Annotated in this window: 28 protein-coding genes and 1 riboswitch; of the genes, 12 read left to right on the top strand and 16 right to left on the bottom strand. The window is 60.0% G+C overall.

The window, feature by feature from the left end; all coding sequences use genetic code 11:
* Nucleotides 1–28: 28 nt before the first annotated feature.
* Nucleotides 29–1,147 carry a site-specific DNA-methyltransferase gene (locus ACTHND_RS05500; protein WP_440176556.1) on the top strand — a complete coding sequence of 373 codons (1,119 nt, stop codon included), beginning with the start codon at nucleotides 29–31 and terminating at the stop codon, nucleotides 1,145–1,147.
* Nucleotides 1,148–1,205: 58 nt separating this feature from the next.
* Here ACTHND_RS05500 and ACTHND_RS05495 read toward each other — a convergent pair whose 3' ends face one another.
* Nucleotides 1,206–2,285, bottom strand: a complete 1,080-nt coding sequence (locus ACTHND_RS05495) for an A/G-specific adenine glycosylase (protein ID WP_440176554.1) — start codon at nucleotides 2,283–2,285, stop codon at nucleotides 1,206–1,208.
* Between ACTHND_RS05495 and ACTHND_RS05490 the strand changes: the two genes are divergently transcribed.
* The 10 genes from ACTHND_RS05490 (at nucleotide 2,284) to ACTHND_RS05445 (ending at nucleotide 11,366) form a co-directional block, all read left to right on the top strand.
* Nucleotides 2,284–2,835, top strand: a complete 552-nt coding sequence (locus tag ACTHND_RS05490) for a DUF721 domain-containing protein (RefSeq protein WP_440176552.1) — start codon at nucleotides 2,284–2,286, stop codon at nucleotides 2,833–2,835. The genes ACTHND_RS05495 and ACTHND_RS05490 overlap by 2 nt on opposite strands.
* A 117-nt stretch (nucleotides 2,836–2,952) precedes the next feature.
* Nucleotides 2,953–3,600 carry a DsbA family protein gene (locus tag ACTHND_RS05485; protein WP_440176550.1) on the top strand — a complete coding sequence of 216 codons (648 nt, stop codon included), beginning with the start codon at nucleotides 2,953–2,955 and terminating at the stop codon, nucleotides 3,598–3,600.
* A gap of 8 nt (nucleotides 3,601–3,608) precedes the next feature.
* Nucleotides 3,609–4,232, top strand: coding sequence for a thioredoxin domain-containing protein (locus ACTHND_RS05480; RefSeq protein WP_440176548.1), 624 nt, complete (start codon nucleotides 3,609–3,611; stop codon nucleotides 4,230–4,232).
* A gap of 3 nt (nucleotides 4,233–4,235) precedes the next feature.
* Nucleotides 4,236–4,853: a DsbA family protein gene (locus tag ACTHND_RS05475; RefSeq protein WP_440176546.1), complete on the top strand. Its 618-nt coding sequence runs from the start codon at nucleotides 4,236–4,238 to the stop codon at nucleotides 4,851–4,853.
* 113 nt (nucleotides 4,854–4,966) lie between these two features.
* Nucleotides 4,967–8,440 carry a chromosome segregation protein SMC gene (smc, locus tag ACTHND_RS05470; RefSeq protein WP_440176544.1) on the top strand — a complete coding sequence of 1,158 codons (3,474 nt, stop codon included), beginning with the start codon at nucleotides 4,967–4,969 and terminating at the stop codon, nucleotides 8,438–8,440.
* A gap of 247 nt (nucleotides 8,441–8,687) precedes the next feature.
* Nucleotides 8,688–8,984, top strand: a complete 297-nt coding sequence (locus tag ACTHND_RS05465) for an AtpZ/AtpI family protein (RefSeq protein ID WP_245678844.1) — start codon at nucleotides 8,688–8,690, stop codon at nucleotides 8,982–8,984.
* A 62-nt stretch (nucleotides 8,985–9,046) separates the two neighbouring features.
* On the top strand, nucleotides 9,047–9,808 hold the full coding sequence (locus ACTHND_RS05460) for a F0F1 ATP synthase subunit A (protein WP_440176574.1): 762 nt from the start codon (nucleotides 9,047–9,049) through the stop codon (nucleotides 9,806–9,808).
* A gap of 46 nt (nucleotides 9,809–9,854) precedes the next feature.
* Nucleotides 9,855–10,112: a F0F1 ATP synthase subunit C gene (locus ACTHND_RS05455; protein ID WP_090644350.1), complete on the top strand. Its 258-nt coding sequence runs from the start codon at nucleotides 9,855–9,857 to the stop codon at nucleotides 10,110–10,112.
* 61 nt (nucleotides 10,113–10,173) lie between these two features.
* Nucleotides 10,174–10,869: a F0F1 ATP synthase subunit B family protein gene (locus tag ACTHND_RS05450; protein WP_440176541.1), complete on the top strand. Its 696-nt coding sequence runs from the start codon at nucleotides 10,174–10,176 to the stop codon at nucleotides 10,867–10,869.
* Between the two features lie 5 nt (nucleotides 10,870–10,874).
* On the top strand, nucleotides 10,875–11,366 hold the full coding sequence (locus ACTHND_RS05445; RefSeq protein WP_440176539.1) for a F0F1 ATP synthase subunit B family protein: 492 nt from the start codon (nucleotides 10,875–10,877) through the stop codon (nucleotides 11,364–11,366).
* Nucleotides 11,367–11,401: 35 nt separating this feature from the next.
* Here ACTHND_RS05445 and ACTHND_RS05440 read toward each other — a convergent pair whose 3' ends face one another.
* The 15 genes from ACTHND_RS05440 to ACTHND_RS05370 form a co-directional block, all read right to left on the bottom strand.
* The gene (locus tag ACTHND_RS05440; protein ID WP_440176537.1) at nucleotides 11,402–12,352 is read right to left on the bottom strand and encodes a cation diffusion facilitator family transporter; all 951 of its coding nucleotides are present in this window, start codon (nucleotides 12,350–12,352) and stop codon (nucleotides 11,402–11,404) included.
* 68 nt (nucleotides 12,353–12,420) lie between these two features.
* Nucleotides 12,421–12,795, bottom strand: coding sequence for a hypothetical protein (locus ACTHND_RS05435; protein WP_440176535.1), 375 nt, complete (start codon nucleotides 12,793–12,795; stop codon nucleotides 12,421–12,423).
* 114 nt (nucleotides 12,796–12,909) lie between these two features.
* Nucleotides 12,910–13,359 carry a hypothetical protein gene (locus ACTHND_RS05430; protein WP_440176533.1) on the bottom strand — a complete coding sequence of 150 codons (450 nt, stop codon included), beginning with the start codon at nucleotides 13,357–13,359 and terminating at the stop codon, nucleotides 12,910–12,912.
* 165 nt (nucleotides 13,360–13,524) lie between these two features.
* Nucleotides 13,525–13,908 carry a hypothetical protein gene (locus tag ACTHND_RS05425; RefSeq protein ID WP_440176531.1) on the bottom strand — a complete coding sequence of 128 codons (384 nt, stop codon included), beginning with the start codon at nucleotides 13,906–13,908 and terminating at the stop codon, nucleotides 13,525–13,527.
* 155 nt (nucleotides 13,909–14,063) lie between these two features.
* Nucleotides 14,064–14,468 carry a PGPGW domain-containing protein gene (locus ACTHND_RS05420; protein WP_440176529.1) on the bottom strand — a complete coding sequence of 135 codons (405 nt, stop codon included), beginning with the start codon at nucleotides 14,466–14,468 and terminating at the stop codon, nucleotides 14,064–14,066.
* Nucleotides 14,469–14,564: 96 nt separating this feature from the next.
* Nucleotides 14,565–16,103, bottom strand: coding sequence for an aminomethyl-transferring glycine dehydrogenase subunit GcvPB (gcvPB, locus tag ACTHND_RS05415; protein ID WP_440176527.1), 1,539 nt, complete (start codon nucleotides 16,101–16,103; stop codon nucleotides 14,565–14,567).
* On the bottom strand, nucleotides 16,100–17,440 hold the full coding sequence (gcvPA, locus tag ACTHND_RS05410) for an aminomethyl-transferring glycine dehydrogenase subunit GcvPA (RefSeq protein WP_440176525.1): 1,341 nt from the start codon (nucleotides 17,438–17,440) through the stop codon (nucleotides 16,100–16,102). Before gcvPA ends, gcvPB begins: the two co-directional genes overlap by 4 nt.
* Before the next feature lie 153 nt (nucleotides 17,441–17,593).
* Nucleotides 17,594–17,971: a glycine cleavage system protein GcvH gene (gcvH, locus tag ACTHND_RS05405; RefSeq protein ID WP_440176523.1), complete on the bottom strand. Its 378-nt coding sequence runs from the start codon at nucleotides 17,969–17,971 to the stop codon at nucleotides 17,594–17,596.
* Nucleotides 17,972–17,982: 11 nt separating this feature from the next.
* The gene (gcvT, locus tag ACTHND_RS05400; protein WP_440176521.1) at nucleotides 17,983–19,119 is read right to left on the bottom strand and encodes a glycine cleavage system aminomethyltransferase GcvT; all 1,137 of its coding nucleotides are present in this window, start codon (nucleotides 19,117–19,119) and stop codon (nucleotides 17,983–17,985) included.
* A gap of 107 nt (nucleotides 19,120–19,226) precedes the next feature.
* A riboswitch (glycine riboswitch) is annotated at nucleotides 19,227–19,315 on the bottom strand.
* Nucleotides 19,316–19,359: 44 nt separating this feature from the next.
* Complete coding sequence (locus tag ACTHND_RS05395) at nucleotides 19,360–19,728, bottom strand: hypothetical protein (protein ID WP_440176519.1); 369 nt, start codon at nucleotides 19,726–19,728, stop codon at nucleotides 19,360–19,362.
* On the bottom strand, nucleotides 19,728–20,222 hold the full coding sequence (locus ACTHND_RS05390; protein ID WP_440176517.1) for a Panacea domain-containing protein: 495 nt from the start codon (nucleotides 20,220–20,222) through the stop codon (nucleotides 19,728–19,730). Before ACTHND_RS05390 ends, ACTHND_RS05395 begins: the two co-directional genes overlap by 1 nt.
* Nucleotides 20,223–20,388: 166 nt before the next feature.
* Nucleotides 20,389–20,823 (bottom strand): hypothetical protein, encoded by a 435-nt coding sequence (locus ACTHND_RS05385; protein ID WP_440176515.1) that lies wholly within the window; start codon nucleotides 20,821–20,823, stop codon nucleotides 20,389–20,391.
* Nucleotides 20,816–21,505 carry an NYN domain-containing protein gene (locus ACTHND_RS05380; RefSeq protein WP_440176513.1) on the bottom strand — a complete coding sequence of 230 codons (690 nt, stop codon included), beginning with the start codon at nucleotides 21,503–21,505 and terminating at the stop codon, nucleotides 20,816–20,818. Before ACTHND_RS05380 ends, ACTHND_RS05385 begins: the two co-directional genes overlap by 8 nt.
* 230 nt (nucleotides 21,506–21,735) lie before the next feature.
* Nucleotides 21,736–23,571, bottom strand: a complete 1,836-nt coding sequence (gene argS / locus ACTHND_RS05375; RefSeq protein ID WP_440176511.1) for an arginine--tRNA ligase — start codon at nucleotides 23,569–23,571, stop codon at nucleotides 21,736–21,738.
* Between the two features lie 60 nt (nucleotides 23,572–23,631).
* Nucleotides 23,632–24,303, bottom strand: coding sequence for a Tat pathway signal sequence domain protein (locus tag ACTHND_RS05370; RefSeq protein WP_440176509.1), 672 nt, complete (start codon nucleotides 24,301–24,303; stop codon nucleotides 23,632–23,634).
* A gap of 294 nt (nucleotides 24,304–24,597) precedes the next feature.
* Here ACTHND_RS05370 and ispH point away from each other — a divergent pair, with 294 nt between their 5' ends.
* Complete coding sequence (gene ispH / locus ACTHND_RS05365) at nucleotides 24,598–25,554, top strand: 4-hydroxy-3-methylbut-2-enyl diphosphate reductase (RefSeq protein ID WP_440176507.1); 957 nt, start codon at nucleotides 24,598–24,600, stop codon at nucleotides 25,552–25,554.

The raw sequence follows: 25,554 nt of genomic DNA, 5'->3' as shown, positions 1-25,554 counted from the left end.
GCCCGCCAGTGTCAGAAGGATCTTCGTCTTGCGCAAATCGACCGCTATCACACTCCCGTCCGTTCCGCAGGCGCCGCTTAAGCTCGACACCATCCATCTGGGCGAATGCATCGAAGTGCTGAAAACCCTGCCCGACGCCTCGGTTGATCTGGTCTTCGCCGATCCGCCCTACAATCTCCAGCTCGGCGGCGACCTGCTGCGCCCCGACAATTCCAAGGTCGATGCGGTTGATGACGAGTGGGACCAGTTCGCCAGCTTTGAAGCCTATGACAAGTTCACACGCGAGTGGATGCGTGAATGCAAGCGCGTGCTGAAAGACGACGGCGCCATCTGGGTCATCGGCTCTTACCACAATATCTTCCGGCTCGGCGTGGCCATGCAGGACATGGGCTTCTGGGTGATGAACGACGTCATCTGGCGCAAGGCCAACCCCATGCCGAACTTTAAGGGTACCCGCTTCACCAATGCCCACGAAACCCTGATCTGGGCCACCAAGGCCAAGGGCCAAAAGCGCTACACCTTCAATTACGATGCCCTGAAAGCCTTCAACGAAGACACCCAGATGCGGTCCGACTGGTCTATTCCGCTCTGTACCGGTGATGAGCGCCTGAAAGACGAACACGGCAACAAGGCGCATCCGACGCAAAAGCCGGAAGCCCTGCTCTACCGCGTTCTGCTGGCCTGCACCAAGCCCGGCCATATCGTGCTCGACCCCTTCTTCGGCACCGGCACCACCGGCGCCGCCGCCAAGCGCCTGGGCCGGCATTTCATTGGTATCGAGCGCGAAGAGACCTATCGCAAGGTCGCCAGCGAGCGCATCGCCCGCGTCATTCCGGCCACCGCCGAAGACCTCAAGGTCATGGGTTCCAAGAAGGCCGAACCGCGCGTGCCCTTCGGCGCCGTGGTCGAGGCCGGCCTGCTCCAGCCGGGCGATATTCTCTACACCCCCAAGGGCGATAAAACGGCCCGCGTCCGCGCCGATGGCTCGCTGGTTCACGGCGAACTGAGCGGATCGATCCACAAGATGGGCGCCATTATGGAACAGGCCCCGGCCTGCAACGGCTGGACCTATTGGCGCTTCAAGACCGACGCCGGCCTCAAGCCGATAGACGACCTGCGTTCACGCATCCGCGCCGACATGAACTGAAGGGCCACGGGCCCTTCACCCGTAAGTTTGACAGCGCGGGCGGTAACGTCCGCGCTTTTTAGTCAAACAATCCGGGTGAGGTGGGCCTCACCTTCAAGGCTTTGGCAAAGACCGTCGGCAGGGCTTTTTCGCTGACAGGCAGAAGCTGGAAGCTGTTGTTCCGGCGCAGGAAATCGCACACTGACTCATCTGAAACCTGCGCGCGCCAAACCTCCAGTGTCAGGGCGAAATGGGTAAAGACATGCTCATAGCTGCCCACGACCTCGAATGGTGCTGAAATCGGCGGCGTAATTTCCTCCGTACGGTAAGGCTCCGATCGCCACTCGTTGTGCGGCAGGCCCAGCATACCCCCAAGCAACCCCTTGTCCGCCCGGCGCTCCACCAGAACGCCATCGCCGGACTGAATAACAAACACCACGCCATAGCGACGCGGCTTGGGGGCCTTGACCAGCTTGACCGGAAAGCGTTCCTGCTCACCACGCGCCCGTGCTAGGCAGGCTTCCGCCAGTGGGCATTCGCCGCAGGCCGGTGATTTTGGGCGGCAGATCAGCGTCGCCATATCCATGAGAGCCTGCGGCCAGTCACCGGCACGATCCTCAGTCACCCATTGTGCCGCCGCCTCGCGTATCAAAGGTTTCGCGGCGGGCATTGGCGTCTCGATGGCGTAAAGCCGGGTAATGATGCGTTCGATATTGCCATCCACCACATTGGCGGCATGACCAAAAGCGATGGCCGCCACCGCCGCCGAGGTATAGGGGCCAAAGCCCGGCAGTTTCAGCAGTTCCGCCTCATCCGCCGGGAAAACGCCGTCATGCTCGCGCACCACGGTCCGGGCGCATTCCAGCAGCTTGCGGGCGCGGGCATAATAGCCAAGCCCCGCCCATTCCGCCATCACGCGACCATCCTCGGCGGCGGCGAGATCGCGTATTGTCGGCCACAGCGTTAGGAATTTTTCGTAATACGGGGCGGCATGCGGGACGGTCGTCTGCTGGAGCATGACCTCCGACAGCCAGACGCGGTAAGGATCACGCTCGCCCGTCCGCCACGGCAACTTGCGGCCATGCGCGTCATACCACGCCAACAAATCGCGCCTTAAACGCGCGACAACCGCCCTGTCCTTCAGTATAATCCCGCTCATGAAACGTCCGCTGCCATCCCTTGAAGACTCGCTCCGCATCCTGCGCACGACTCACACGAGGCGTATGCCCAAGCCACCGCCGCCAGTAAAGAAGCAGGTTCAGCCGCTGCTGAAAAGCCTGCACGCGCGCTTTGAGCAGATGGACGACGGGGCCGGCAAGCTGAAAAACCGCTGGACGGAGATCGCCGGCGAGGCCCTGGCCAAATTGTGCGAACCTGTCCGCATCATCAAGGGCCGCGCCCACGGGGCCGGCGCTCTGGAAATCCGCGTCATGGGGGCCTATGCACCGCTGGTCCAGCACCAGTCGGCCACACTGATCGACCGGATCAACCTGTTTCTTGGCGCGAAGACCATCGACAAGCTGCGGATCATCCAGGGGCCGCTGACCCAGGCACCGAAAAAGCCACAATATACCCGGCCCAAACCCCTTTCCGCGCAGGAGGAACTGGCGCTCCAGCAATCCTTGAGCGATGTGACCGATGAAAAGTTGAAAAAATCCCTGCTGCAACTCGGTCGTTCGGTTCTCAAACGCGAGAATATGAAGGGATAGGCGAAACCTATCGACAAAACTCAAATGCCATATTTACAGCGCAATCGAACGCTTTAAAAAGGCAAAGACTTTCAAAGGGCCGAGTCTCCCTTTTCCAAATCATTTTCGGGGCTGAATATGCAAATTTCTGTCGGCAAAACCCTTCGTGTGAGCGGCGCAGTGGCGGCCATGGGCCTGTCGCTTCTGGCTTCCGGCTGCAGCAAGGGCGGTTCTACCGGCACGGTCGGTGCCGATGAAATGTCTATGGGCCCGGCGGATGCCAAGGTGACCGTCATCGAATACGCCTCGGTCGCCTGCCCGATCTGCGGTCACGTCAATGAAACGGTCATGCCGGAATTCAAGGCCAAATATGTCGACAGCGGCAAGGTGCGGTATGTCTATCGTCCGATGATGACCGGCAATCCCGCCGTGGCCGCCGCCGGACATCTGCTGGCCGAATGCGCCGGCAAAGACAAGTATTTTACGGTTATAGATCAGGTCATGCGTTCGCAGGAAGCGATGGGCGGCGAGGAAACCGGCTATGCCAACGCCCGCCCGGTCCTGTTCAGCATCGGCCAGTCGCTTGGCATGTCGGAAGACGCCTTCAACAAGTGCATCACCGATGAAAAGGGTCTGAAGCGCCTGAACGACCTGAACCAGCAATATATGACCAGGGATGGCGTCAACGGCACCCCGACCTTCGTCATCAACGGCAAGAAGCTTGACCGCATCCCGCTGAATATCGGCGATTTCGATGCGGCCCTCAAGCCCGCGCTCAGCAAGTAAGGACCGACATGATCTCCTCCAGACGGACTCTCCTGGCCCTGACAACCACCGCCCTTCTTCTGGCCGGCTGCGGCAAATCGATCAAGCCGGTTGAAGGCGATATGAGCCTGGGCGCCGGCGAAAATGCCAAGGTGACCCTGATCGAATATGCTTCGGTCACCTGCGCCCACTGCGCCGAGTTCAACAAGGACGTCATGCCCGAACTGATGGCCAAGTACATCACGCCGGGCAAGATCCGCTATGTCTACCGCGAATTCCTGACCGAGCCGCGCGATGTCTCGGCCGCCGGCATCCTGCTGGCGCGCTGCTCCGGCAAGGAAAACTATTTCAAGGTCGTCGATGAAATCATGAAGGCCCAGGGCGAGATGTTCGGTGACGGCACCACCACCAATGCCCTGCCCGTTCTCAAGCGCATCGGCGCCTCTGTCGGCATCAAGGACGATGCCTTCAATAAGTGCATTACCGATGAAAAGGGCCTGGCGCGACTCCAGGATAATGTCGACAAATACCTCAAGGAAGACGACATCACCGGCACGCCGACCTTCTTCATCAATGGCAAGCGATTTGAGCGCAAGACCGGCACTATTGCCGACTTCGATGAGGCTTTCGCGCCTCTGCTGGCGAGCAAGTAATCCATGATCCGGCGTATCGCGGCGGTTGCCCTGGCTGCTTTCCTTTTTACCCCCCTGGCTCAAGCGGCGGATCTATCCCCGGCGCTGGTCAAGGTCATGCCCACGGATCATGTCCTGGGCAGCGCCAAGGCGCCGGTCACGATCATCGAATATGGCTCGGTCGCCTGCCCGGCCTGCGCCAGTTTCAATGAAACCGTCTTCCCGCAGCTAAAGGCGAAATATATCGACACCGGCAAGGTGCGCTATGTTTTCCGCCCCATGCTGACCGGCGTGCCGGTGATCGCCGTGGCCGGCACCCGCATGGCCGAATGCGCTGGTCCCGGTAAATATTTCGACGTGGTCGATGCCGTCATGCGCGGCCAGAAGGACTATTACGCCTGGGGCGAAAGCAATATCATTGCCCAGCCGATCCTGGTAAAGATCGCCGCAGGCTTTGGCCTGTCGGAAACAGCCTTCAACGCTTGCGCCGGTGACGCCGCCGGGCTCGCCCGCCTGCAACAGGCGCATAAGGCTGCCATCGAATCGGGCATACGCAGCACCCCCAGCCTGTTCGTCAACGGCAAGGAAATGGAGCGTCACGACCTCGACACCCTGGACGCCGCCATCAAGGCCGCCAGGTAAGCTCATCCACAGGAATTAACCCTGTCTTGTGCAAAGTTTCTTGACGCCTGCCGTTCTGCTATGAAGGTGGAGGAATCGATATTGCGCGCCAAAAAGGCGAATTGGGTTCATCCTTGCACTTTCAGAAGATCAAGCTTTCGGGATTCAAGTCCTTCGTCGATGCGACCGAGTTCCGCATCGATCCGGGCCTGACCGGCATTGTCGGGCCGAACGGCTGCGGCAAGTCGAACCTGCTTGAAGCCCTGCGCTGGGTGATGGGGGCCACCTCCGCCAAGGCCATGCGCGGTTCCGGCATGGACGACGTCATCTTTGCCGGCTCGGACAAGCGCCCCTCGCGCAACTGGGCCGAAGTCACCCTGACCATCGACAATTCGGAACGCCTGGCGCCGCAGCCCTTTACTGATCAGCCGATCCTTGATGTCGCCCGCCGCATCGATCGCGGGGCGGGTTCCTCTTATAAGATAAACGGCAAGGAGGTGCGCGCCCGTGACGTGCAGCTTCTCTTCGCGGATGCCAGTACCGGCGCCAACTCGCCGGCGCTGGTGCGTCAGGGTCAGATATCGGAACTGATCGCCGCCAAGCCACAGAATCGTCGCCGCGTGCTCGAAGAGGCCGGTGGCGTTTCCGGCCTGCATACCCGCCGCCATGAGGCCGAACTGCGCCTTTCGGCCGCTGAATCGAACCTGTCGCGCCTCGATGATATCGCCCGCGAACTCGACAGCGCTCTCTCCCGCCTCAAGCGCGAAGCCCGCCAGGCCGACAAATACAAGAAGATTTCCGCCGAAATCCGCGCCCTGCAAAAGGCCATCCTGCACGCCAAGTGGCTGGAGGTGCGCGCCCTGCTGGAAGGCGCGGTCAACGACATGCAGGCGCAAAGCCAGCGGGTCGAAACCACGGCCCGCGCTGCTGCGGTCGCGCAAACCGCCGCCCTGAAAGCCGCCGAGGCCATCGGTCCTTTGCGCGAGGAAGAGGCCGTGGCCGCCACGGTCAATCACCGGCTCAATATCGAGAAGGAACGTCTCGATCTGGAAGAAAAACAGGTTGCCAGCGAGATCGAGCGACTGAAGGGTGACATCGCCCGGCTGCGCGGTGACTTCCAGCGTGAGGTCGATCTGTCGTCCGATGGCTCGCTGCAGGTCGAGCGCCTGCAATCGGGTCTGGCGCGGGTGCAGGAAGAAATCGCCAGCGCCCCCTCGCGTGAACCGGAACTGAAACGCGCCGTCGAGGCCGCCGAAGCCGAGCGCGTCAAGGCCGACCAGGCGATCGAGGCCATCGCCGCCGAACAGGCCGCGCAGGTCGAGCGCCAGCGACTGGAAGCTTCGCGTCTCGGCGAGGCGAAATCACGTTTCGACCGCCTGAGCCAGCAACTGCAGACGGCACAAAATGATCGCAAGGCCCTGGGGACGTTCGATTATAGCGCCCTGGACGGCCTGAAGGCGCAGGCGGCAACGGCGCAATCCGATCTGGAAGCCGCCCGCAAGGCCGCCGAAGACCTGGAAACCGCCCGTCCGGCCCTGGCCAATGCAGAGGCCCAGGCCCGTAAAGCGATGCGCGAGATTGAGGACCAGTTGGGCCGCCTGACCGCGGAGGCGCGCGGTCTGTCGCAAATCCTGACCAGCGTTCGCAAAGAAGGCGCGCCGGTACTGGATGCTGTTCGTCCGGACAAGGGCTATGAACTCGCCCTGGCCGCAGCGCTGGGTGATGACCTTAATCTCAGCCTGTCTAAGAAGGCCGTGCAGACTGCACTCGCTTTCTGGAGCGAGGATTTTGAGAGCCAGGCAAAAGCCATTGATATGGCGGCGCTTGGCGTGACGCCTCTGAACGCCCATGTGAAGGCGCCCGCCGCCATGGCCTTGCGCCTCTCCACCATCGGCGTGGTGGCACAGGTCGAGGGCGACCGGCTGCAAAGCCAGCTTCCGATCGGCGCACGTCTGGTATCGAAGGAAGGCGACCTGTGGCGCTGGGATGGCCTGATCGTGCGCGCCAAGGCGCCCAAGCCCGCCGCCGTCCGTCTGGCCCAGCGCACGCGTCACGACGAACTGGAAACCGAGATCGACGGGCTGAAACCGAAACTGGAAGAGGCCAGAAAAGCGCAAGCCGCGGCCGCCGAAGCCCAGCGCATCCACGAAGACAGTCTGCGCAACGCCCGCAACTGCCTGCCCGATCTGGAGCGGGCCTTGCGCACCCGCCAGAATGACCTTGAAAACCGTCTGCGTGCCCAGACACAATACGAAGCCCGTCTGGAATCGCTGGAGGCCACCCTCGCCCGCCTGACCTCCGAACATGCCGAGGCAAAGACGGCCTATGACGCCCTGCTGGCCAGCCAGTCCGCCGCGCTCGACAATGAAACCATGCGCGCTCGCCTTAATGAGGCCCGCGCACTGGCCGACAGCCATCGCCAGGCCGTCATGCGCGCCCGCGCCGATCTTGACCAGGACGCCCGCGACCGTCAGGCGCGTGAAGCCCGCGAACGCACCCTGACCCGCGAGCTGACCGACTGGAGCCGCCGGACGCAAGACTCTGCCGCTCGCCTGCTCAAGCTGGAAAAGGACCAGGCCACCGCGCAGGCCGCGCTGGAAGCCGCCCAATCCGCACCGCGTGAGTTTGAAAGCAAGCGCATCACCCTGGTCGATTCGCTGCAAACCGCCGAAAAGCGCCTCAGTGAAGCCCGCGACAAGCTGAATGCCGCCGAGGCCGAACGCCGCGACGCCGATATCGATGTCCGCGCCCGCGAACAGGAAGCCTCGGCCGCCCGTGAGGAACGCGCCGGCGCCGCCGCCCGCCTCGAAGCCATCCAGGGCAAGGCCGCCGAAATCGAAGCCATCATCCTCGACCAGACAGGCGGCACGCCTGACGATCTGGGCAAGCGTCTGAAGGAAGAAGCCATCGCCACCCCGGCCGATGCCTCTGGTGCCGAATCGCTGCTGTCCGGTCTGGAGCGTGAACGCGACCAGTTGGGCGCGGTCAACCTGCGTGCTGAGGAAGAAGCCACCGAATATGAAGGCCGGCTGGACACCCTTTCCAAGGAACGCGCCGACCTGACTACTGCCATCGCCAAGCTGCGCGACGGCATCGACGAACTGAATGCCGAGGGCCGCGAACGCCTGCTGGCCGCTTTCGAGATCATCAACGAGCACTTTAAAACCCTGTTCGTCACCCTGTTCGATGGCGGCTCTGCCGAACTGCGCCTGGTCGAATCGGACGATCCGCTCGAAGCCGGCCTGGAAATCTATGCCTGCCCGCCGGGCAAGCGCCTCTCAACCATGAGCCTGATGTCTGGCGGCGAACAGGCCCTGACCGCCACCGCCCTGATCTTCGGCGTCTTCCTCGCCAATCCGGCGCCGGTGTGCGTGCTGGACGAAGTCGACGCCCCGCTCGATGACGCCAATGTCGACCGCTATTGCCGCCTGCTGGCCGAGATGCGCGAACGCACCAAGACGCGCTTTATCGCCATCACCCACAATCCCGTCACCATGTCGCGTATGAACCGCCTGTTCGGCGTGACCATGTCAGAGCGCGGCGTTTCGCAACTCGTCAGCGTCGATCTGTCGCAAGCGGAAGCTTTGGTGGCTGAACACGTCGCGTAGCGCACGCTTATAAACGATAAGTTTGACGGTATAAGCCGCTCGGCTATATTATAAGCGGCCTTCTAACCTTTTCGCGTCGCAAAAAATGATCTTGGAAAACCGCTGACAGCGTTGTTTTCTATTTTATTTCAAACAACTCCACTTTGTGCCGCGCAATTGCTTGACCTTTCAGTGTCTCTTGAGTAGGTTCCGCGCCGTTCTTAGCCGGAATAACGATCCCTGTTATTCCGCCTGCCAGGTGCCAAACGTGACAGATGAACCACCCGATAAGTCCTCGGATCAAGACGAACTCAACGATCTTGACAGGCGGCTGAAGGCGATCGAGGCGCGCAAGCGCAAGACGCACGATGTCAGCGGCGAGGTCGGCGCTAATCAGGGCTACCAGGCCCTGGGGGAGCTGCTGGGGGGGATTCTGGGCGGTCTGGGGCTCGGCTGGCTTAGCGACCAGTATCTTCACACCCGGCCTTTCGGGGTGATCATCGGCGCTATTCTGGGAATGATTGTGGCGGTATATGCGATCGTCCGGTCAGGTCAGAAAAAATAGGCGCAAGTTTTTGAATTCGCCCGCAAGGGCACATGAAATTGTCTAAAGAGGTTTTGGGGCTTATGGCCGATCCGTTACACCAGTTTAAGATTGAGAAGATCGTCGAGCTCCCCACCTTCCATATCGGCGGCGTGCCGGTGGACCTGTCGATCACCAATTCGGTCATGGCCATGCTGATCGCGGTCGGCCTGACCTGCCTCTTCTTCCTTCTGACCACCGCCCGCGCCAGCATCATCCCCGGCCGCGGCCAGGTCATGGCGGAAGGCGTTTTCGGCCTGATCGACGACATGGCGGATTCGATCATCGGCCACGATGGCAAACAATTCCTGCCCTACGTCCTGACCCTGTTCCTGTTCATCCTGAGCTGCAACCTGCTCGGCATGTTCACCTATTTCACCGCCACCTCGCAGATCGCCGTCACCCTGACGCTCGCCGCCATGACCATTATTCTGGTGCTGGCCGTCGGCTTCATCCGCAATGGTCTCGGCTTCTTCAAGCTGTTCGTGCCGTCGGGCGTGCCCTGGTACATCCTGATCGTGCTGGTGCCGATCGAAGTCATCGCCTTCATCATGCGCCCCGTTACGCTGACACTCCGGTTGTTCGGCAACATGCTCGGCGGCCACATCGTCATGAAGGTCTTCGCCGGCTTTATCGTCACCGGCCTGACCCTGGGCGGCCTTGGCGCCCTGATCGGCGTCGCCTCGATGGGCACCATCGTGGCGCTCACCACCCTCGAATTCCTGGTCGCCTACCTGCAAGCCTTCGTGTTCGCGGTTCTGACCTGCGTTTATCTCAGTGACGTGGTCAATATCGGCCACCACTAGGTTCTTCTTTCAATCTGTCCCTTTCCAAACTCGGAGTTAACACCCCATGGACGTTCAATCTGCAACCCTCATCGCCGGCGGCCTCAAGTACATCGGCGCCGGTCTGGCGACCCTCGGCATGATCGGTGCCGGTATCGGCCTCGGCATCCTGTTCGGCAACTACTATGTCGGCGCCCTGCGCAACCCTTCGGCTGCCAAGACCCAGCAGACCAACCTCTTCATCGGCATGGCGCTGACCGAAGCCCTCGGCATCTTCGCCTTCGTTATCGCGCTGCTGATCCTCTTCAACGCGCCGTCGCTGTAAGTTGAAAACTGGCTACCGGCGCGGGCTCTTCTGCGCCGGTCACAGGTTTCAGGAATAAGATATGACAACCGCTACCTCACCAGAGGCCACCCTATCTGCTGACGACGCCTCCGGCGCTTCGTTCTCGGCCACGCCGAGCGTGACCACGGTTGCCACCCTGGTCCCAGGTCAGGCTGTTGCCGAAAGCCAGCTTTCCGCCCATGACGCCCACGCCCAAAACGTTTCGGCCACCACCGAAACGGTCGGTGCCGAAGGCCAGCATGAGGCCAAGGAAGGCGGCCTGCCACAGTTGAATACCGACCATTGGGCCGGCCAGATGATCTGGCTCGTGGTGATCTTCCTCGTCTTCCTGACGCTGATGGCAAAGGTCTTCGTGCCGCGCCTGCGCAACGTCATCGACACGCGTGGCGCCACCATCGCCGAAGACCTGGCCAATGCCCGCGCCAACCGCGACGAGGCCGAGGCCCAGGCCAAGCAGGCCGCTGCCGAGACCGCCGAAGCCCATGCCGCTGCCCGCAAGCTGGCGGCCGAGGCCCTGGCCCGTTCCAATGCCGAAGTGGCTGCAGCCACCGCCGCCGAGGACGAAAAGCTGGGCAAGCGTCTGGCGGAAGCCGAAACACGCATCCGCGCGCAGCGTGATGAGGCCATGAGCCATGTCAGCGACATCGCGCAGGAAACGGCCTCGCTTCTGGTTCAAAAATTGACCGGCAAGGCGGCCACCGCCGCCGCGCTCAAATCAGCGCTCGGAAAGGTCTAAGGCTCATGGAAATGCTTACCGAAGCCGAATTCTGGGTCCGCGCCGCCCTGGTCCTCTTCTTCCTCATCCTGTTCGTCGCCAAGGTGCCGGGCAAGCTGTGGACGTCGCTGGGCGATACCGGCAAGGCCGTTCGCGCTGAACTGGACGAAGCCGTCCGCATCCGCCAGGAAGCGACCGACCTGCTCAACAGCATCAAGGCGCAGCGCCTGGCTTCCGAAGCCAAGGCCCGCGAACTGATTGCCTTTGCCGAGGAAGAAGCGGCTCGCATGGCCGCTGAAGCCCGCGTCAAGCTGGAAGAGACCATCAAGCGCCGCGAGGCCCTGGCCGAACGCAAGATCGCCCAGGCCGAAGCCAACGCCACGGCCGACGTCAAGTCCGCCGCTGCCGATCTGGCCGCGCAACTGGCCGAGCAAATCCTGCTCGATCAGGTCGCCAAGGCCAAGACCGATACGCAGGTCGATAAAGCTATCGGCCAACTCGAAGGCCGCTTCAACTAAGCGGCTTAAAGCGAGAACAGATCAAAGGCCCGGAACTACGGTTCCGGGCCTTTTTCTATGCGCGCAACAGCAGCCTCGTAAATCTGCGGCGTCTGGGGCTTGACGAATAAGGAGGTGATTTCCGGATAGGTCTTGCGGATGGCGGCCTCCATATCCGCCACAATGCGCTCCACCTCGGTGATCGTCAGGCCGTCCTCGAACTCCAGGCTGAGCGCCGCCACCACCTCCGTAGGCGCCATATGGGTGGTCAGCAGGCCATTGACCCGCAGGACGCCGTCCATGCCTTCGACAAGGCGGATAATACCCTCCTGCATAGCCGGGTCGGCGCGCTCACCAATCAGTAGTTCCTTGCTTTCCCTGGCAAGGAAAATGGCCACAGCCGCCAGCACCAGGCCAATGAGCAGCGAACCTATTCCATCGAAGCGCGGCTCGTGGAAGGTCACCGAAGCCCATGTGGCAGCCAGCGCAATCAGGATGCCCAACATGGCCGCGCTGTCCTCCAGCAGGACCATGAATTTCGGTGGATCCTTGCTGTTGATAATGGCCTTGAGATAGCTCTGGTCGCCCTTATCCGCCCGCACGGACCGGACAGCCACCCACCACGATCCGCTTTCAAACACAAGCGAGAGCCCCAGAACTATATAGTTGATGAGCGGCCGCTCCATAGGTTCCGGATTTTGCAGATGGACAATGCCTTCGTAAAAAGACACCCCAGCCCCGACCGCAAAGATCAGCAAGGCGACAACAAAACTCCAGAAGTACACCTCACGACCGTAGCCCAGCGGATGGGCCTCGTCCGGCTTGCGCCGCGAGCGATGCATCCCATACAGCAGCAATACCTCATTGCCGGTATCGACGAAGCTGTGGATCGCCTCGGAAAGCATGGCCGAAGAGCCAGTCATGGCCGCCGCCACAGCCTTGGTGATGGCCACCAGGATATTGCCGATCAGGGCGGCGAATATGACCTTGTTTGATTCTGATGCCACGCATCACTCCTTGTCCGGAAGCGACATAAAGCTCACCGATATAAGGATTCAATCGGCAGCGACCGGCGTCAGATGCGTTTCGATCCGGCATTGCCCCATTGGGATATTCCCCAGATGATCAGCCCCAAAATCAGGACATAGGCGGCTTCGATAACGGATGGGAATACAACGATGAAACGCACCGGTTTGACCATCTGATAGGCAATATACGAATTCAGCCCATTATAGGCTGCACCCAATAGCCCGGCGGCAAGGCCAACAATCCCCATAGCTGTAAGCAGACCTGAGCGAGGTCCGCCACCCAGCTTGCGCATAAAGGCGGCAATCACTGCTATTGCCCCGGCGGCAAGCATAATCATGACCAGGAATTTGACCACGATGGTCAGGCCGCCAAAAACATCCCAAGGCCACGCCATCATCAAGGTGCGAATATAAGGTTCCATTTTCCCCTCCCATTACCGCCTGAACGCGGTAACATAGGAAAAGGTTAACATGAAAATTCAAAACAGCAAAAAAGCCCTCCGGCGAGCGGAGGGCTTTCAAATCATTTGCTGTTTTTAGACCGTCCGCGGCTTGCGGAGAAATCGACGGCGGATGCCGACCAACTGACCGCGCCCCCTCAGGATCAACCGCTCGAACTTCAGAACCTGCTGCCAGAAGATCGAAACCACCTGCGGATTGCGGCGCAGCAGCTTGCGCAGCGGCATGACCCAGTTGGGGTGACGGCGCTTGAGATGGATGAACTGGCGGCGCGCCCAGAAGGCATTGCGCAGGATCATGATCAGGCCGACGAGGATCAGGAAGTAGTGACCGGGAATGATGATCAGCAGGAAGCCCGCCGCCAGGAAGACAAAGCCGAGCGCAATCATGATCCAGCCCAGCGCCTTCTTCGAGAAGCGCTTGGCGGCCCGCTTCACCGAGCGTGCCTTCGCCTTCCAGTCACGCGGACCGGACTTGGCGGAAACCAATGATTTCTGGGGCGCGGAAGCGCCATTTTCACTCGACATTTTGCTTATCTGGACGCCTTGTCACGCCCCATCAACTCTAAATTTTTTGCGACGCAACATAACGTCCTTGGCCTCATATGGAGAGGCAATACGGCAATGTAAAGGCTCGTCCTGAATATCCGGTGAATATGGAGAAAAATTAATTTCCCCTGCGTTATCCAGGTATCAGGCTGCGTCCTCCGAAGCGCGTGCAGGCCGTTTCCTGAAAACCGATTTCACGCCCTGCTTTACCCCCTGACGCGAACTTTGCATGAAGCGAAAACGGCGCGGCATCAGTCCGCGCTCGACGCGCAACCCCTGCAGCCAGACCAGCGAAATCACCTTGGCGCCAGGCCGCAGCATGGCGCGCACCGGACCGAGCCAGCGCGGATGCGCCCTGACCTGGCGCATGAACTGACGCTTGATCCACATCGAACTGCGCAGCAACAGGATCAGGCCAAACAGGACGAACGGCACCCCCACCGGTCCCGGCAGCGGCGCCAGGACAACCCCGAAAGCCATCAGCACCATGCCGGCCAGGCTCATGAGCAGTTTCAGCAGTATCGCCATTTTCCCGTCCAGGCGCTTTCCGGAATGAAATGCGCCCGCCTTTGTTTGTGCCACATATTATTGGCCGCCTCAGGAGCGGCCTTGGCACCTATATAGGGAGACTGAGATCAAGAAACGATGCGGCGACCTGCCACAGATCGTTATTTGGCCATCACTTAATATGACAGCAGTTTGCGCGGCTTGTGAGCCGGCGCGGCGGCCGGCTTTGGACGCGGACGGCGATTGCGCAGGATCGCTTTCAGGTCATGGCGGAACCGATAGAGAAAGCGTCGCTCCTTTGGCAGAACACGGCGTTCGAGACGCAGGGCCTGAAGCCACAGCATGGCGACCACCTTGGCGCCCGGCCGCAGCATGGCGCGCAACGGCCCCAGCAGCTTCGGATGCGCGTGGACAAGTTTGACAAACAGCCGTTTCACCCACATCGAACTTCTCAGCAGGATGATCAGGCCCAGCAGGATGATGGGCACGCCAAATGGCCCCGGCAGCGGCGTTATTACCACTCCCACCGCCATCAGCACTACACCCAGCACTGTCATCAGCAATTTGAAGAACACTGTCATGATATAAAGATGGGATGGACCTCGTCGGAAGTCCATCCCATCTTCGCCTTTCGCGCGATAAAAAGTGGTTAGCCGGCCCTTAAGTGTAAGCTTAGGCTATGTGTAGGAGAGTCTGGGCGCACGAGCGGCACGGGTCTCGTCCAGGCGCTTGGCGGGGGCCAGGTAGGGCGCGCCCTTGAAACGGGCCACATCGCCGGCTTTCGCCGCTTCGGCCAGGGCGCGCAGCACGGCGATAAAGCCATCCAGTTCGTCCTTGGATTCGGTTTCGGTCGGCTCGATCAGCATGGCGCCATGGACGACCAGCGGGAAGTACATGGTCATCGGGTGGAAGCCCTCGTCAATCATCGCCTTGGCGAAGTCGAGCGTGGTCACGCCGGTGCCTTCCAGCCAGGCATCATCGAACAGGGCCTCGTGCATACACGGCCCTTCAGGGAACGGCACGCTCATCAGATCCTGCAAGCTGGCCTTGATGTAGTTGGCGTTCAGTACGGCGTCCTCGGCGACCTGACGAAGACCGTCCGAGCCGTGGCTGAGCATATAGGTCAGGGCGCGGATGAACATGCCCATCTGGCCGTGGAAGGCACACATACGGCCGAAATTGGCGGCAGAACTACCCTCGTCATGCTCCAGCATGTCAAAACCATTGGTGCCCGCCACGACCCACGGCTTTGGCGCGTAAGGCGCCAGAGCTTCGGACAGCACCACGGGACCGGCGCCCGGACCGCCGCCGCCATGCGGCGTCGAGAAGGTCTTGTGCAGGTTGATGTGCATGGCATCAACGCCCAGATCGCCCGGACGAACACGGCCGACGATGGCGTTGAAGTTGGCACCGTCGCAATAAAAATAAGCGCCGGCTTCGTGGGTAACGCGGGCGATCTCGACGATATCGCGCTCGAACAAACCGCAGGTATTGGGATTGGTCACCATGATGGCGGCGACGTCCGGACCAAGCTTCGAGGCGAGATCCGCCACATCGACGCGGCCATCAGCCGTCTGGGCCACCTCCTTGACGGTGTAGCCGACGAAAGCCGCGGTGGCGGGGTTGGTGCCGTGGGCCGAGGTCGGCACCAGAACGGTGCGGCGATGCCCCTGCCCCTTGGCTTCGTGGGCCGCCTTGATGGCCAGCAGGCCGCACAACTCGCCATGCGCGCCGGCTTTCGGCGTAAGGGCGACGGCGGGCATACCGGTCAAGGTTTTCAGCCAATGAGCCAGCGTATCCATCAGGGCCAGAGCGCCCTGCACGGTCGAAACCGGTTGCAGCGGGTGAATATCACCGAGACCTGCCACACGCGCCATCTTCTCATTGAGGCGCGGATTGTGCTTCATGGTACAGGAACCGAGGGGATAAAGCGCCAGGTCGATGGCGTGGTTCTTCTGCGACAAGCGCACATAGTGGCGCATGGCTTCCGGCTCGGTCAGGCCGGGCAGAGACAGGTCATCACGCAGCAGGCCGTCGAGGTCAGACGCGTCGATCTCAATAGCAGCGAAATCGACGCCGGTGCGGCTGTAATCGTCCTTTTCGAAGATCAGCTTTTCGGATTGCAGCAGGCCACGGCCACCGAGCAGGGTCTTGAATGAGGTGGCTTCGACCGTAATCTCAGGGGCGCTTGGGCGACCAACATTATTCATGCTCATTGGGCGACCTCCTTAAGCGTGGCAACAAGTGTGGCGATATCGGCATCCGAAACGGTTTCGGTGACGGCGACGATCAGGTGGTTCTCAAAATCTGGTTCGTTTTGCAGGCGGGCAAACGGCACGCCGCCGAGGACGTTTTTCTCCGCCAGGGCTTCGACCACCGCGATAGCCGGTTTCGCCAGTTTAACCGTGAATTCATTGAAGAAACGCGGGGTCACGACTTCAAAACCGGCGGCAACCAGTTGATCCTTGGTGGCATGGGCCTTGGCATAATTGATCCTGGCGACGCGCGTCAGGCCGGTTTGACCCAGCAGGCTCATGTGGATGCTGAAGGCCAGCGCACAAAGGCCTGAATTGGTACAGATATTCGAGGTCGCCTTATCGCGGCGGATATGCTGTTCGCGGGTGGAGAGGGTCAGCACGAAACCGCGCTCGCCATCGGCGTCGACGGTTTCGCCGCACAGGCGGCCCGGCAACTGGCGCAGGTACTTTTCCTTGGCGGCAAAAAGCCCGACATAGGGACCGCCGTAGGAAAGCGGCACACCGATCGACTGGCCTTCCACGGCCACGACATCGGCGCCCATTTCACCGGGTGATTTCAGCAGGCCGAGCGACATGACCTCGGTAACGACCACGATCAGCAGCGCGCCGGCGGCCTGCGCCGCCTTGGCGATCTCGGTAACATCGGTAGCTGTGCCGAAAACGTTCGGGGTCTGGACAACCACGCAGGCAGTGTTGGCGTCGATATGTTGTAGCACATCGGCTTCGTTATCGACGGCGACAGCGCAGGCTTCGGTTTCGATGCCGACAGCGTGAGCCAGGGTTTCGACCGTTTCGCGGTAGTGCGGGTGCAGGCCACCCGACAGTACGGCCTTGTTACGCTTGGTCACGCGGGTCGCCATCAGCACGCCTTCGGCGGCGGCGGTCGAGCCGTCATAGAGCGAGGCATTGGCCACCGGCATACCGGTCAGGCGCGCCACCTGCGACTGGAATTCGAACAGCACCTGCAATGTGCCCTGCGCGATTTCCGGCTGGTAGGGCGTATAGCTGGTCAGGAATTCAGAACGCTGGATGATGTGATCGACCGTCGCCGGAATATGGTGGCGATAGGCGCCGGCGCCGACAAAGAACGGCACCTTGGCAGGACTGACGTTCTGGGCAGCGAAGGCGTTCAGTTGCGCCTCGACTTCCAGTTCACCGGCGAACGCCGGCAGGTCGACTGTACCCGAACGGCGCGCCGATTCCGGCACATCGACAAATAGAGCGTCGACGCTGTCAACGCCGATCTTTTTCAGCATGGCGGCGCGGTCATTCGCGCTCAGGGGGAGATATCTCATTACAAATCCTGCACTTAAGTCCCCTCTCCCCTCCTGAGGGGAGAGGTTAGGGTGAGGGGCGATTCCACCGGCGTTCAGCCCCTCACCCGGCTTGAAAACAAGCCACCCTCTCCCCGCAAGCAGGGAGAGGGGGAAAGGGCATTCCCCCGTAAATTACAGCGTCGCTAAATAGGCTTCGTAGGCGGCGCGATCCATCAGGGCATCCAGTTCGGAAGCATCGGCCAGCTTGATCTTGGCGATCCAGCCGCCGGCTTCCGGCACGGCATTGATGGTTTCCGGCGAAGACGACAGCAGGTCATTGGCTTCGATCACTTCGCCCGACACCGGCGCGTAGACGTCCGACGCGGCCTTGACGCTTTCGACGACGGCGAAACTGTCGCCGGTCTTCACGACCTTGCCGACTTCCGGCACTTCAACGAAGACGACGTCGCCCAGGGCTTCGGCGGCGTAGGCGGTGATGCCGACAAAGGCTTCATTGCCGCCAGATTCGGGAGTAACATTGACCCATTCGTGGTCTTTGGTGAACTTCATAAGACTAATCCCTATGCTTTGGGTTTGCGGTGATAGCCGTTGGCAACGAACGGCAATGAGACGATTTCGGCGGCATAAGGTTTGCCGCGGGTTTCAAGTTTCAGTTTGGTGCCGATGGCGGACGACGCCGGCGGCACATAGCCCATGGCGATCGAGTAACCGAGCGAAGGCGACGGCACGCCGGAGGTGATGATGCCCAGTTCCGCACCATCCTCGCTGAGAATCTTGGCGCCTTCGCGTGAGGGCGGGCCTTCGAGCACACGGATGGCGACGCGGACACGGTCCAGTTGGCCGTCCAGTTGCGCGCGCAGGCGGTCAATACCGCGAATATCGCCACGCGCCAGGCGAGACTTGTTCATGGCAAAACCAAGATTGGCCTCAGCCAGCGTATAGCTGACGTCCATTTCATGGCCATAGAGCGGCATACCGGCTTCGAGTCGCAGAGAGTCACGGGCGCCGAGGCCGATCGGCTTAACGATGGGGTTGGAAAGCAGCTCGTCCCACAGGTCGGCGACGCGCGCGGCCGGGAAGCTGATCTCGAAGCCGTCCTCGCCGGTATAGCCGGAGCGCGAGATATAGGCGACCTCGCCCAGGAGCTGGAACGTACCGCATTCCATGAAATACATCTCAGTGGCGGCCGGGCAGAGTTCCTTCATCACGTCCTTGGCCTTCGGGCCTTGCAGGGCGAGCAAGGCGCGGTCGGTCAGAACCTCGAACTCGACGTCAGCGCCGGTTTCGTCATTGGCGATAAAGTCGGCGATGATGTCGAAATCCTGGTCCTTGCAGGCGGCATTGACCACCAGCATAAAACCCTCAGGCGTCGGGCGCGACACCATCCAGTCATCGAGAATGCCGCCTTCTTCGTTGAGCAGCAGGGAGTATTTCTGTTTGCCCTGCGGCAGGATGGCGAAATCGGTCGGGGTCAAGGCTTCGAGCACGGCTATGGCGCCCTCACCGCTCAGGCGCGCCTGGCCCATATGCGACACGTCGAACAGACCGGCCTCGGCGCGCGTCCACTTGTGCTCGGCCAGCACGCCTTCATACTTGACCGGCATGTTATAACCGGCAAAGGGCACCATCTGCCCGCCTAGCGCGACATGGCGATCGAACAGAGGCGTATTTTTCAGAGAATCACTGTGTTCAGACATGGGGGCTCGCAGACGGTTTGAATACGTTCTGCCCCCGCTGTCTCTTTTAGCCTGAGAGATTTGCTCCTTCGGCGAGAACCTCCTGGGTTCTACTTTCCAGCGTTTTAATGTGTCTTGCGGTCCGTTTGCCTGAGCGTTTCCGGGGCGGTTGCGCCTTCGGCGGTGTGAGCGTCACACTCTCTCCCGCGAGTCTTTTCGCTTGTGCGTTAGGCGGAGTTAAGAGTCAAGGCGGGAGGGAAATTACCTACGAAAAAGATAGCTTCCCACTAACATCCAGAAACCAAAGACAGATGCCGTTGTTGTAGTAACAACAGTAATAAATTCTGCTTCAGTCAGTGAAAAGCCAAAAAATTTTGTAAATTGCAAAGAGACAAAAACTACCAGCGCAATCAGCCAAAATATTGTGATACCAAACGCTCTGTTTGCAAATTTTCTACGCGCCTTCATATCATCCTGAAATTGACTATTCTTAAGGCGGGAAGCTCTAATTTCCTCAATTTTCAACTCATCTGGCGTCTTAAATTCCTCGCTCTCTTCCTCGGGAGTCGGTGTTTCATCCAGATCGACAAATTCTTGTGAATCGTCAGAGTTCCCCCAAGGCACAGACATTACTGCACCTTGAGGATTTCTGATGGATCACCAGAAAAGCAAGTCCTGATAGTCTGGTCATCAATGACCTTACCTTTAGGCACCCTAAAATGGTTTTGCTCGGCAATTATTCTCCAAGGTGTACCAGTTCTATGAGTGCGTTCTGACAGTTCTTCCGCAGTCATGCCACCGTATCGAGCCCAAATCCATTCGATTAATGGCATAAGCTCATTATTGTCTTCGCTTATACGATCAGGCACATCATTAAAGCGACCGCCACTTTGCATGCTAGTGATTGGCCTAGAACCGAACCCCTTAAGATTATGGTATAGGTCACCAAAAACAGGACCGTATTTCCAAACTTGCGGGCGTTCATTTAGGAATGGTTCTGCTTCCGCAGATAACCACCAAGCATGACTATAGTACACAAGCTTTTGTAGCTTCATGTGCTGGATACCAAATTGACCGCCAAATTCATCGATAAACGTATTGGCGACAGCTAATGAACTAACCAAACTGCACCTCCTATCGTTTAAATTGAAAATCACGACCCGTATGATAATTCGTGGATCTTATACGTGGATATAATGCGGCGATTCACATTTATCCACAAGCTGTGCACAAAAGCGATCACTTTTAGTGCACTACATGGTCAGATCCATATTCGCAAGCTAAAGTATATTAACGCAGCCAATGCACCAGCCAGAACACCAACAAGGCTGCAATCCCTATCACCAGACCGGCCAGAACCAGCATCACCGTCAGGCTGGTCAGTTTTTGCGATAAGGGAATCGGCTCGTAAGAATAAGCATCTGCCGGCCAGACCTTGCTTTTGGCCAACGCCTTTAGTTCACCCACCGTGAAATCCCTGTATACCAGGCACTTGTCCGGCCACAGCCACCAGAACGGACTGACCTTCTGTTCCGCCGGCGGTTTGACGCCATGAATGGCCAGCAGGGTCAGCATATCATCGATATAGAAGTCCGTCGTGGAATCATCATCGAGATCGCCCAGCACCCAGGCATCATCACCGCGCGCCTTGAAAGCCGCCAGGCACTCCGGCGACAGGCGGGTTTCCAGCAGGTCATACAGACCCTTCTCAAGCGGTTTAACCATTATTGACGATAAGCTTCAGATGACTTTTGACGCGCACCTGCGGCGGATCATAGAGTTCCGGCCGCGGCACCACTTCCTTGCGTCCCAGGAAGCGCTGTTTGTATTTCGCCATTTCCGGCAAGAGCGACGCCTCCAGATGGTGAGTTTGGATCTCGACGCATTCGTCGGCAATGCGTTCGATATGGCGATTATGATAGCGTCCCGGCGGCGTGACAAGCACCAGCTTCTTCTTCGGAAACCGCTCTTTCAGATAGCGCGCCGTGGCGGCATGGTCGCCGTCGGCTGTCACCAGGTAACAGACATCGAACAGGTCGTCTTCGGCATCGGCGGCAATGGAAAGCGCCAGATTGACATCGCCCTGCTTCTCGACCGAGATCTGCCATTTATGGCCGCAACTGTTGCAGCCATCCATGGCGTGGATGAAGTGGCCCATACGGCAGATCACACCCTGCCCCACCAGCGCCTTCATGTAATCCTCGTGGCGTTGCAGTTTTGAGCGGCTGGTCGGTGAGAATGCCGAGCACCAGACCACGCGCTTGACCACCTCTGATTTCGGCGCGATGGCGCGACCTAAAGCTTTTAGATTCAACCATTTGAGATAGGGGCGCTTGTAGGCATCAACCGCGTGATAGAGATTGAAACCGTCATAATAGAAGGCGGCGCGCTTGCGGAAGAAGGGCAAAGACCACCCGCCTCCCGTCGCTGTCTCCCGCCTTTTAGACATACTCAAAGCTCGCCCGTTAACGTCTTGGTAACAATAAACCTCAGTTACGGGCGTTTGTCAGCAGGTTTGTTTGGCCATGGCAATCTCCTCCCCATCGTGATGGGGAGGTGGCGCGGCTTGTCCGCGACGGAGGGGCGCCCCTCCACCGCTTCGCGGTTCTCCTCCCCACTTCGTAGGGAGGAGATTTCTCACATTTGTTCAGGTGCGCTGAGCCCCATCAGGTCCAGGCCCAGTTCGAGCTGGCGCAGGATCAGGCTGACCAGCCCCAGGCGCGAAGCCTTGAGCGCGGCATCCTCGCCCACCAGCACCGGGCAATTGGCGTAGAACTTCGAGAAGCCCTGAGCCAGACGGTAGACATGATCGGCCAGGATATTCGGCGCGCGCTTGAGATAGGTTTCTTTCAAGGCATTATCGAAGCCATCGAGCAGCAGGACCAGTTCACGTTCAGCAGGCTCGGTCACGGTGATTAAGCCAGCGGCCAGGCCCTGCTCGCCAGCTTTACGCAGGATCGATTTCATCCGCACCGCCTGATAGAGCAGGTAAGGCCCGGTCTTGCCCTCGAAGCTCATGAAGCGATCCAGGTCAAAAATGTAGTTGGTCAGGCGGTGATTGCTGAGTTCGGCGAATTTCAGCGCCGCCACAGCCACCTTGTGCGCGGTATCGGCAAAGGCCGCTTCCGAAAGCCCCTCACCCAGCCCAGCCTCATGCAGGCGTGCATTGGCTTTCTCGACGGCCTGGCTGATCAGGTCGCCCAGCTTGAGCGTGCCGCCATCACGGGTCTTGAAGGGGGTGCCGTCGGGGCCATTGACGGTGCCATTGGCGGCGTGCTCAAGTTGTCTCTCCTGCGCATAGCCGGCGAGATAGGCCGTGCGGAAGACCTGCTCGAAGTGCTCGGCCTGACGCTGATCCACAATATAAAGGCTGAGATCGGGGCCGAATTCCTTCTGGCGCTGCACGATGGTAGCCACGTCCGTAGTGCCATACATAGCCGAGCCTTCCGACGAGACGGCCAGCAAGGGCGGCGGGCTCGGCACTTCGACCACCGAACCATCATCCAGCTTCTTCTTGCGGGTCTCGCCGGGACGCGCCACATGCACCACCTGGGCGCCATTGTCCTCAACCAGCAGTCCCTTGGCCTTCAGGTCGGCGATCATCGGCTCGACATAGGGATCGGCGTCGGATTCGCCGTACCATAGGTCAAATTCCACGCCGAGCGCGGCATAGTCGCGCTTCAGGGCTTCGCGGCTGACCACGACGAAGTGCTGCCACAGGGCGCGATAGCCTGGCCGGCCGTCCTGGAGTTCCTTGGTGGCCTTGCGGGCGGCGGCCAGGAACGCCGCGTCCTTCGCCTTGATGCGCGCGCTCGATTTCGGGTAGATGCGGCCAAGATCCGCCAGGGTCACCGGCGTTTCCGCCGGATATGGCCCCGTGAAGCCCGCATCGAAATACGGCAGGTCCGGCTGCTCTTCGGAGAGCCCGACGATCAGTTGGCCCATTTGCAGGCCCCAATCGCCGAAATGGGCATCGCCGATGACCTCGTCACCGAGAAACCGCAGGGTGCGCTTGAGGCTTTCGCCGATCACCGCCGTGCGCAGGTGGCCGATGTGCATTTCCTTGGCCACATTGGGGCCACCGAAATCGATCATCACCTTGCGCTTTTGCGCCACCTTCGGCGCACCGATGCGCGGATCCGCCGCCAGGGCATTGGCGCGATCCGACAAGGCGCCGTGCGACAGGGTGAAATTGAGGAAGCCTGGCCCGGCGATTTCCAGTTTGTTCAGGCGGGCATCGCCATCGAAATGCGAGACGATCCTCGTCGCCACCTCGCGGGGATTGGCCTTGGCGGCCTTGGCGACGGCCAGCGCGCCATTGCACTGGAAATCGGCGAGGTCAGGTCGGTCCGAAGCATTCACGCGCCCGGCCGAGGCATCGAAGCCTTCCGCCACAAAGGCAGAGGCCGTGCTGGCGCTCAGCTCGGTCTTGAAGTCATGGGACTCGATGAAGGCTTCGGTAAAGGCAGGCATGGTGGTATCCGGGGAAAACTTCCGCCGTAATAGGGTCTCGCCGCACCTAAAACAAGACGCTTATTGCGCCGGCTTTTGCTCGGTAGGCGTCACATAGCGGAAATGCTTGCCTTCGCGGTTGAACTCGGCCATTTGCGGCGTCACATCGAAACCGATCAGCACCTCGAAATTCGAACCCGAAATCGTGATGTCCTTGCGCGGGATATAGATGCCTTCCAGGCGCGTATTGACATCCACCCGCTGCTGACCTTCGGCGAAGGTGACCGGCAGTTCAAATTCCTGCTTGGCCAGCACGGTCTTGTCGCGCTCTGTGACAGCGACCCAGTAATGATAGACATTGGTCTGGCCTTCCGCCTGCGGCCCGCGGCCGAGCGAGAAGCTGATATCCATCCCGACCTGGATAGGATCGGTGCCCTGATAGGCGCATTCCGACTGAATGCCGTTGATTTCGCCGGTCCACATGGCGGCGGCGGTCGTCTGCACATCATTTTTGAACTGGTGGTAACGCGCGGCATCATAAAGCACCTTGACGTAAGGGCACGCCCCCTCTGCCTTGCGCTTTTTCAGGTTCAGCGAGCGGTTACCCCACTCCTCGTCCTTTTTCTGCCGATCGGCCGCAGCCTGCTGGTCGTCGTCAGCGTCGCCACCACGTCCGCCCATCTGCGCCATGGCGGCACCGGCTGAACCACTAAGGAGCACACCCAGGCAAACCCCGGCCCAAATACGGCGCATAACAACTGACATAGGCGTGAAGTTCCCCAACAGCGAATAAGATGGATGAAGCGGCTTTTAAGCGAAGCGCATCCTTAACGGATGTGTAGCGTCTTGAAATCACTTTTCAAAGGGTTTTATGGAGGACTTGCGGCCAAAGTGCGGCGGACGGGCTTCACCATTGATATGCCCTCTTGATACATGTCTGGCTGGGCGGGCTTCCTCACATCAGGCTCGGGCGGGCAGTCGCCCTTGCCAACGATTGCTTTGCAGTAGTTGGAGACGCATATTCCCAAATCCGCCGAAAAGACTTATGTGAGCCCTATGAGCTCCGCTGTCCGCCCTTTGAAAGTCTATCTCGCCACGCCGCGCGGTTTCTGCGCCGGTGTCGACCGCGCCATCCAGATTGTGGAGCGCGCCATCGAGCGCTATGGCGCGCCTGTCTATGTGCGCCACGAGATTGTGCATAACAAGCATGTAGTTGACCGCCTGAAGGGCCTGGGCGCCGTTTTCGTCAAGGAACTCGACCAGTGCCCGCCCGATCGCCCGGTGGTCTTTTCGGCCCACGGCGTGCCGAAATCGGTGCCGGCGGATGCGCAGAACCGCCAGATGTTCTATCTCGACGCCACCTGCCCGCTGGTCTCCAAGGTTCATGTCGAGGCCGAGCGTCACCATAGTGAAGGCCGCGAGATCATCCTGATCGGCCATGCCGGCCACCCGGAAGTTATCGGCACCATGGGGCAACTGCCCGAAGGGACCGTGAAACTGATCGAAACGGTCGAGCAGGCCCGCGAATTTACACCGGTCGATCCGGATAACCTGGCCTTTGTCACCCAGACCACGCTTTCGGTCGATGACACGGCCGAGATCGTCGGCGCCCTGAAAGCGCGGTTCCCTCAGATCAAGGTGCCCCACAAGGAAGATATCTGCTACGCCACAACCAACCGTCAGGAAGCGGTCAAGCAAGTCTCGGCCGACTGCGACCTGGTGCTGGTCATCGGCTCAGCCAAATCATCCAACTCCCAGCGACTGGTCGAGGTAGCCCTGCGCGGCGGCGCCAGGGCCGCCTATCTGGTTGATGATGCAAGCCATGTCGACTGGTCATGGTTTGACGGTGTCGATACGCTTGGCATTTCCGCCGGAGCCTCGGCACCGGAAAACCTGATCGAAGAACTGGTCGCCGCCATATCCGCCCGTTTCGACGCCGAGGTGATCGAGAACAATGGCGTGCGGGAGACGGTCACCTTCAAGCTGCCCAAAGCCGTCGCCTGA

The organism is Asticcacaulis sp. (genome assembly GCF_051954415.1).
In the GTDB taxonomy this organism is placed as follows: Bacteria; Pseudomonadota; Alphaproteobacteria; order Caulobacterales; family Caulobacteraceae; genus Asticcacaulis.
This window is presented reverse-complemented; position numbering and strand designations above follow the sequence as displayed.

Excerpts from the sequence above, each read along its gene's own strand:
- ACTHND_RS05490 (WP_440176552.1), top strand. The coding sequence starts at position 2,284 with ATGAAACGTCCGCTGCCATCCCTTGAAGACTCGCTCCGCATCCTGCGC.
- ACTHND_RS05495 (WP_440176554.1), bottom strand. The coding sequence starts at position 2,285 with ATGAGCGGGATTATACTGAAGGACAGGGCGGTTGTCGCGCGTTTAAGG.
- ACTHND_RS05485 (WP_440176550.1), top strand. The coding sequence starts at position 2,953 with ATGCAAATTTCTGTCGGCAAAACCCTTCGTGTGAGCGGCGCAGTGGCG.
- ACTHND_RS05480 (WP_440176548.1), top strand. The coding sequence starts at position 3,609 with ATGATCTCCTCCAGACGGACTCTCCTGGCCCTGACAACCACCGCCCTT.
- ACTHND_RS05475 (WP_440176546.1), top strand. The coding sequence starts at position 4,236 with ATGATCCGGCGTATCGCGGCGGTTGCCCTGGCTGCTTTCCTTTTTACC.
- ACTHND_RS05460 (WP_440176574.1), top strand. The coding sequence starts at position 9,047 with ATGGCCGATCCGTTACACCAGTTTAAGATTGAGAAGATCGTCGAGCTC.
- ACTHND_RS05455 (WP_090644350.1), top strand. The coding sequence starts at position 9,855 with ATGGACGTTCAATCTGCAACCCTCATCGCCGGCGGCCTCAAGTACATC.
- ACTHND_RS05450 (WP_440176541.1), top strand. The coding sequence starts at position 10,174 with ATGACAACCGCTACCTCACCAGAGGCCACCCTATCTGCTGACGACGCC.
- ACTHND_RS05445 (WP_440176539.1), top strand. The coding sequence starts at position 10,875 with ATGGAAATGCTTACCGAAGCCGAATTCTGGGTCCGCGCCGCCCTGGTC.
- ACTHND_RS05435 (WP_440176535.1), bottom strand. The coding sequence starts at position 12,795 with ATGGAACCTTATATTCGCACCTTGATGATGGCGTGGCCTTGGGATGTT.
- ACTHND_RS05430 (WP_440176533.1), bottom strand. The coding sequence starts at position 13,359 with ATGTCGAGTGAAAATGGCGCTTCCGCGCCCCAGAAATCATTGGTTTCC.
- ACTHND_RS05425 (WP_440176531.1), bottom strand. The coding sequence starts at position 13,908 with ATGGCGATACTGCTGAAACTGCTCATGAGCCTGGCCGGCATGGTGCTG.
- ACTHND_RS05420 (WP_440176529.1), bottom strand. The coding sequence starts at position 14,468 with ATGACAGTGTTCTTCAAATTGCTGATGACAGTGCTGGGTGTAGTGCTG.
- gcvPB (WP_440176527.1), bottom strand. The coding sequence starts at position 16,103 with ATGAGCATGAATAATGTTGGTCGCCCAAGCGCCCCTGAGATTACGGTC.
- gcvPA (WP_440176525.1), bottom strand. The coding sequence starts at position 17,440 with ATGAGATATCTCCCCCTGAGCGCGAATGACCGCGCCGCCATGCTGAAA.
- gcvH (WP_440176523.1), bottom strand. The coding sequence starts at position 17,971 with ATGAAGTTCACCAAAGACCACGAATGGGTCAATGTTACTCCCGAATCT.
- gcvT (WP_440176521.1), bottom strand. The coding sequence starts at position 19,119 with ATGTCTGAACACAGTGATTCTCTGAAAAATACGCCTCTGTTCGATCGC.
- ACTHND_RS05395 (WP_440176519.1), bottom strand. The coding sequence starts at position 19,728 with ATGTCTGTGCCTTGGGGGAACTCTGACGATTCACAAGAATTTGTCGAT.
- ACTHND_RS05385 (WP_440176515.1), bottom strand. The coding sequence starts at position 20,823 with ATGGTTAAACCGCTTGAGAAGGGTCTGTATGACCTGCTGGAAACCCGC.
- argS (WP_440176511.1), bottom strand. The coding sequence starts at position 23,571 with ATGCCTGCCTTTACCGAAGCCTTCATCGAGTCCCATGACTTCAAGACC.
- ACTHND_RS05370 (WP_440176509.1), bottom strand. The coding sequence starts at position 24,303 with ATGCGCCGTATTTGGGCCGGGGTTTGCCTGGGTGTGCTCCTTAGTGGT.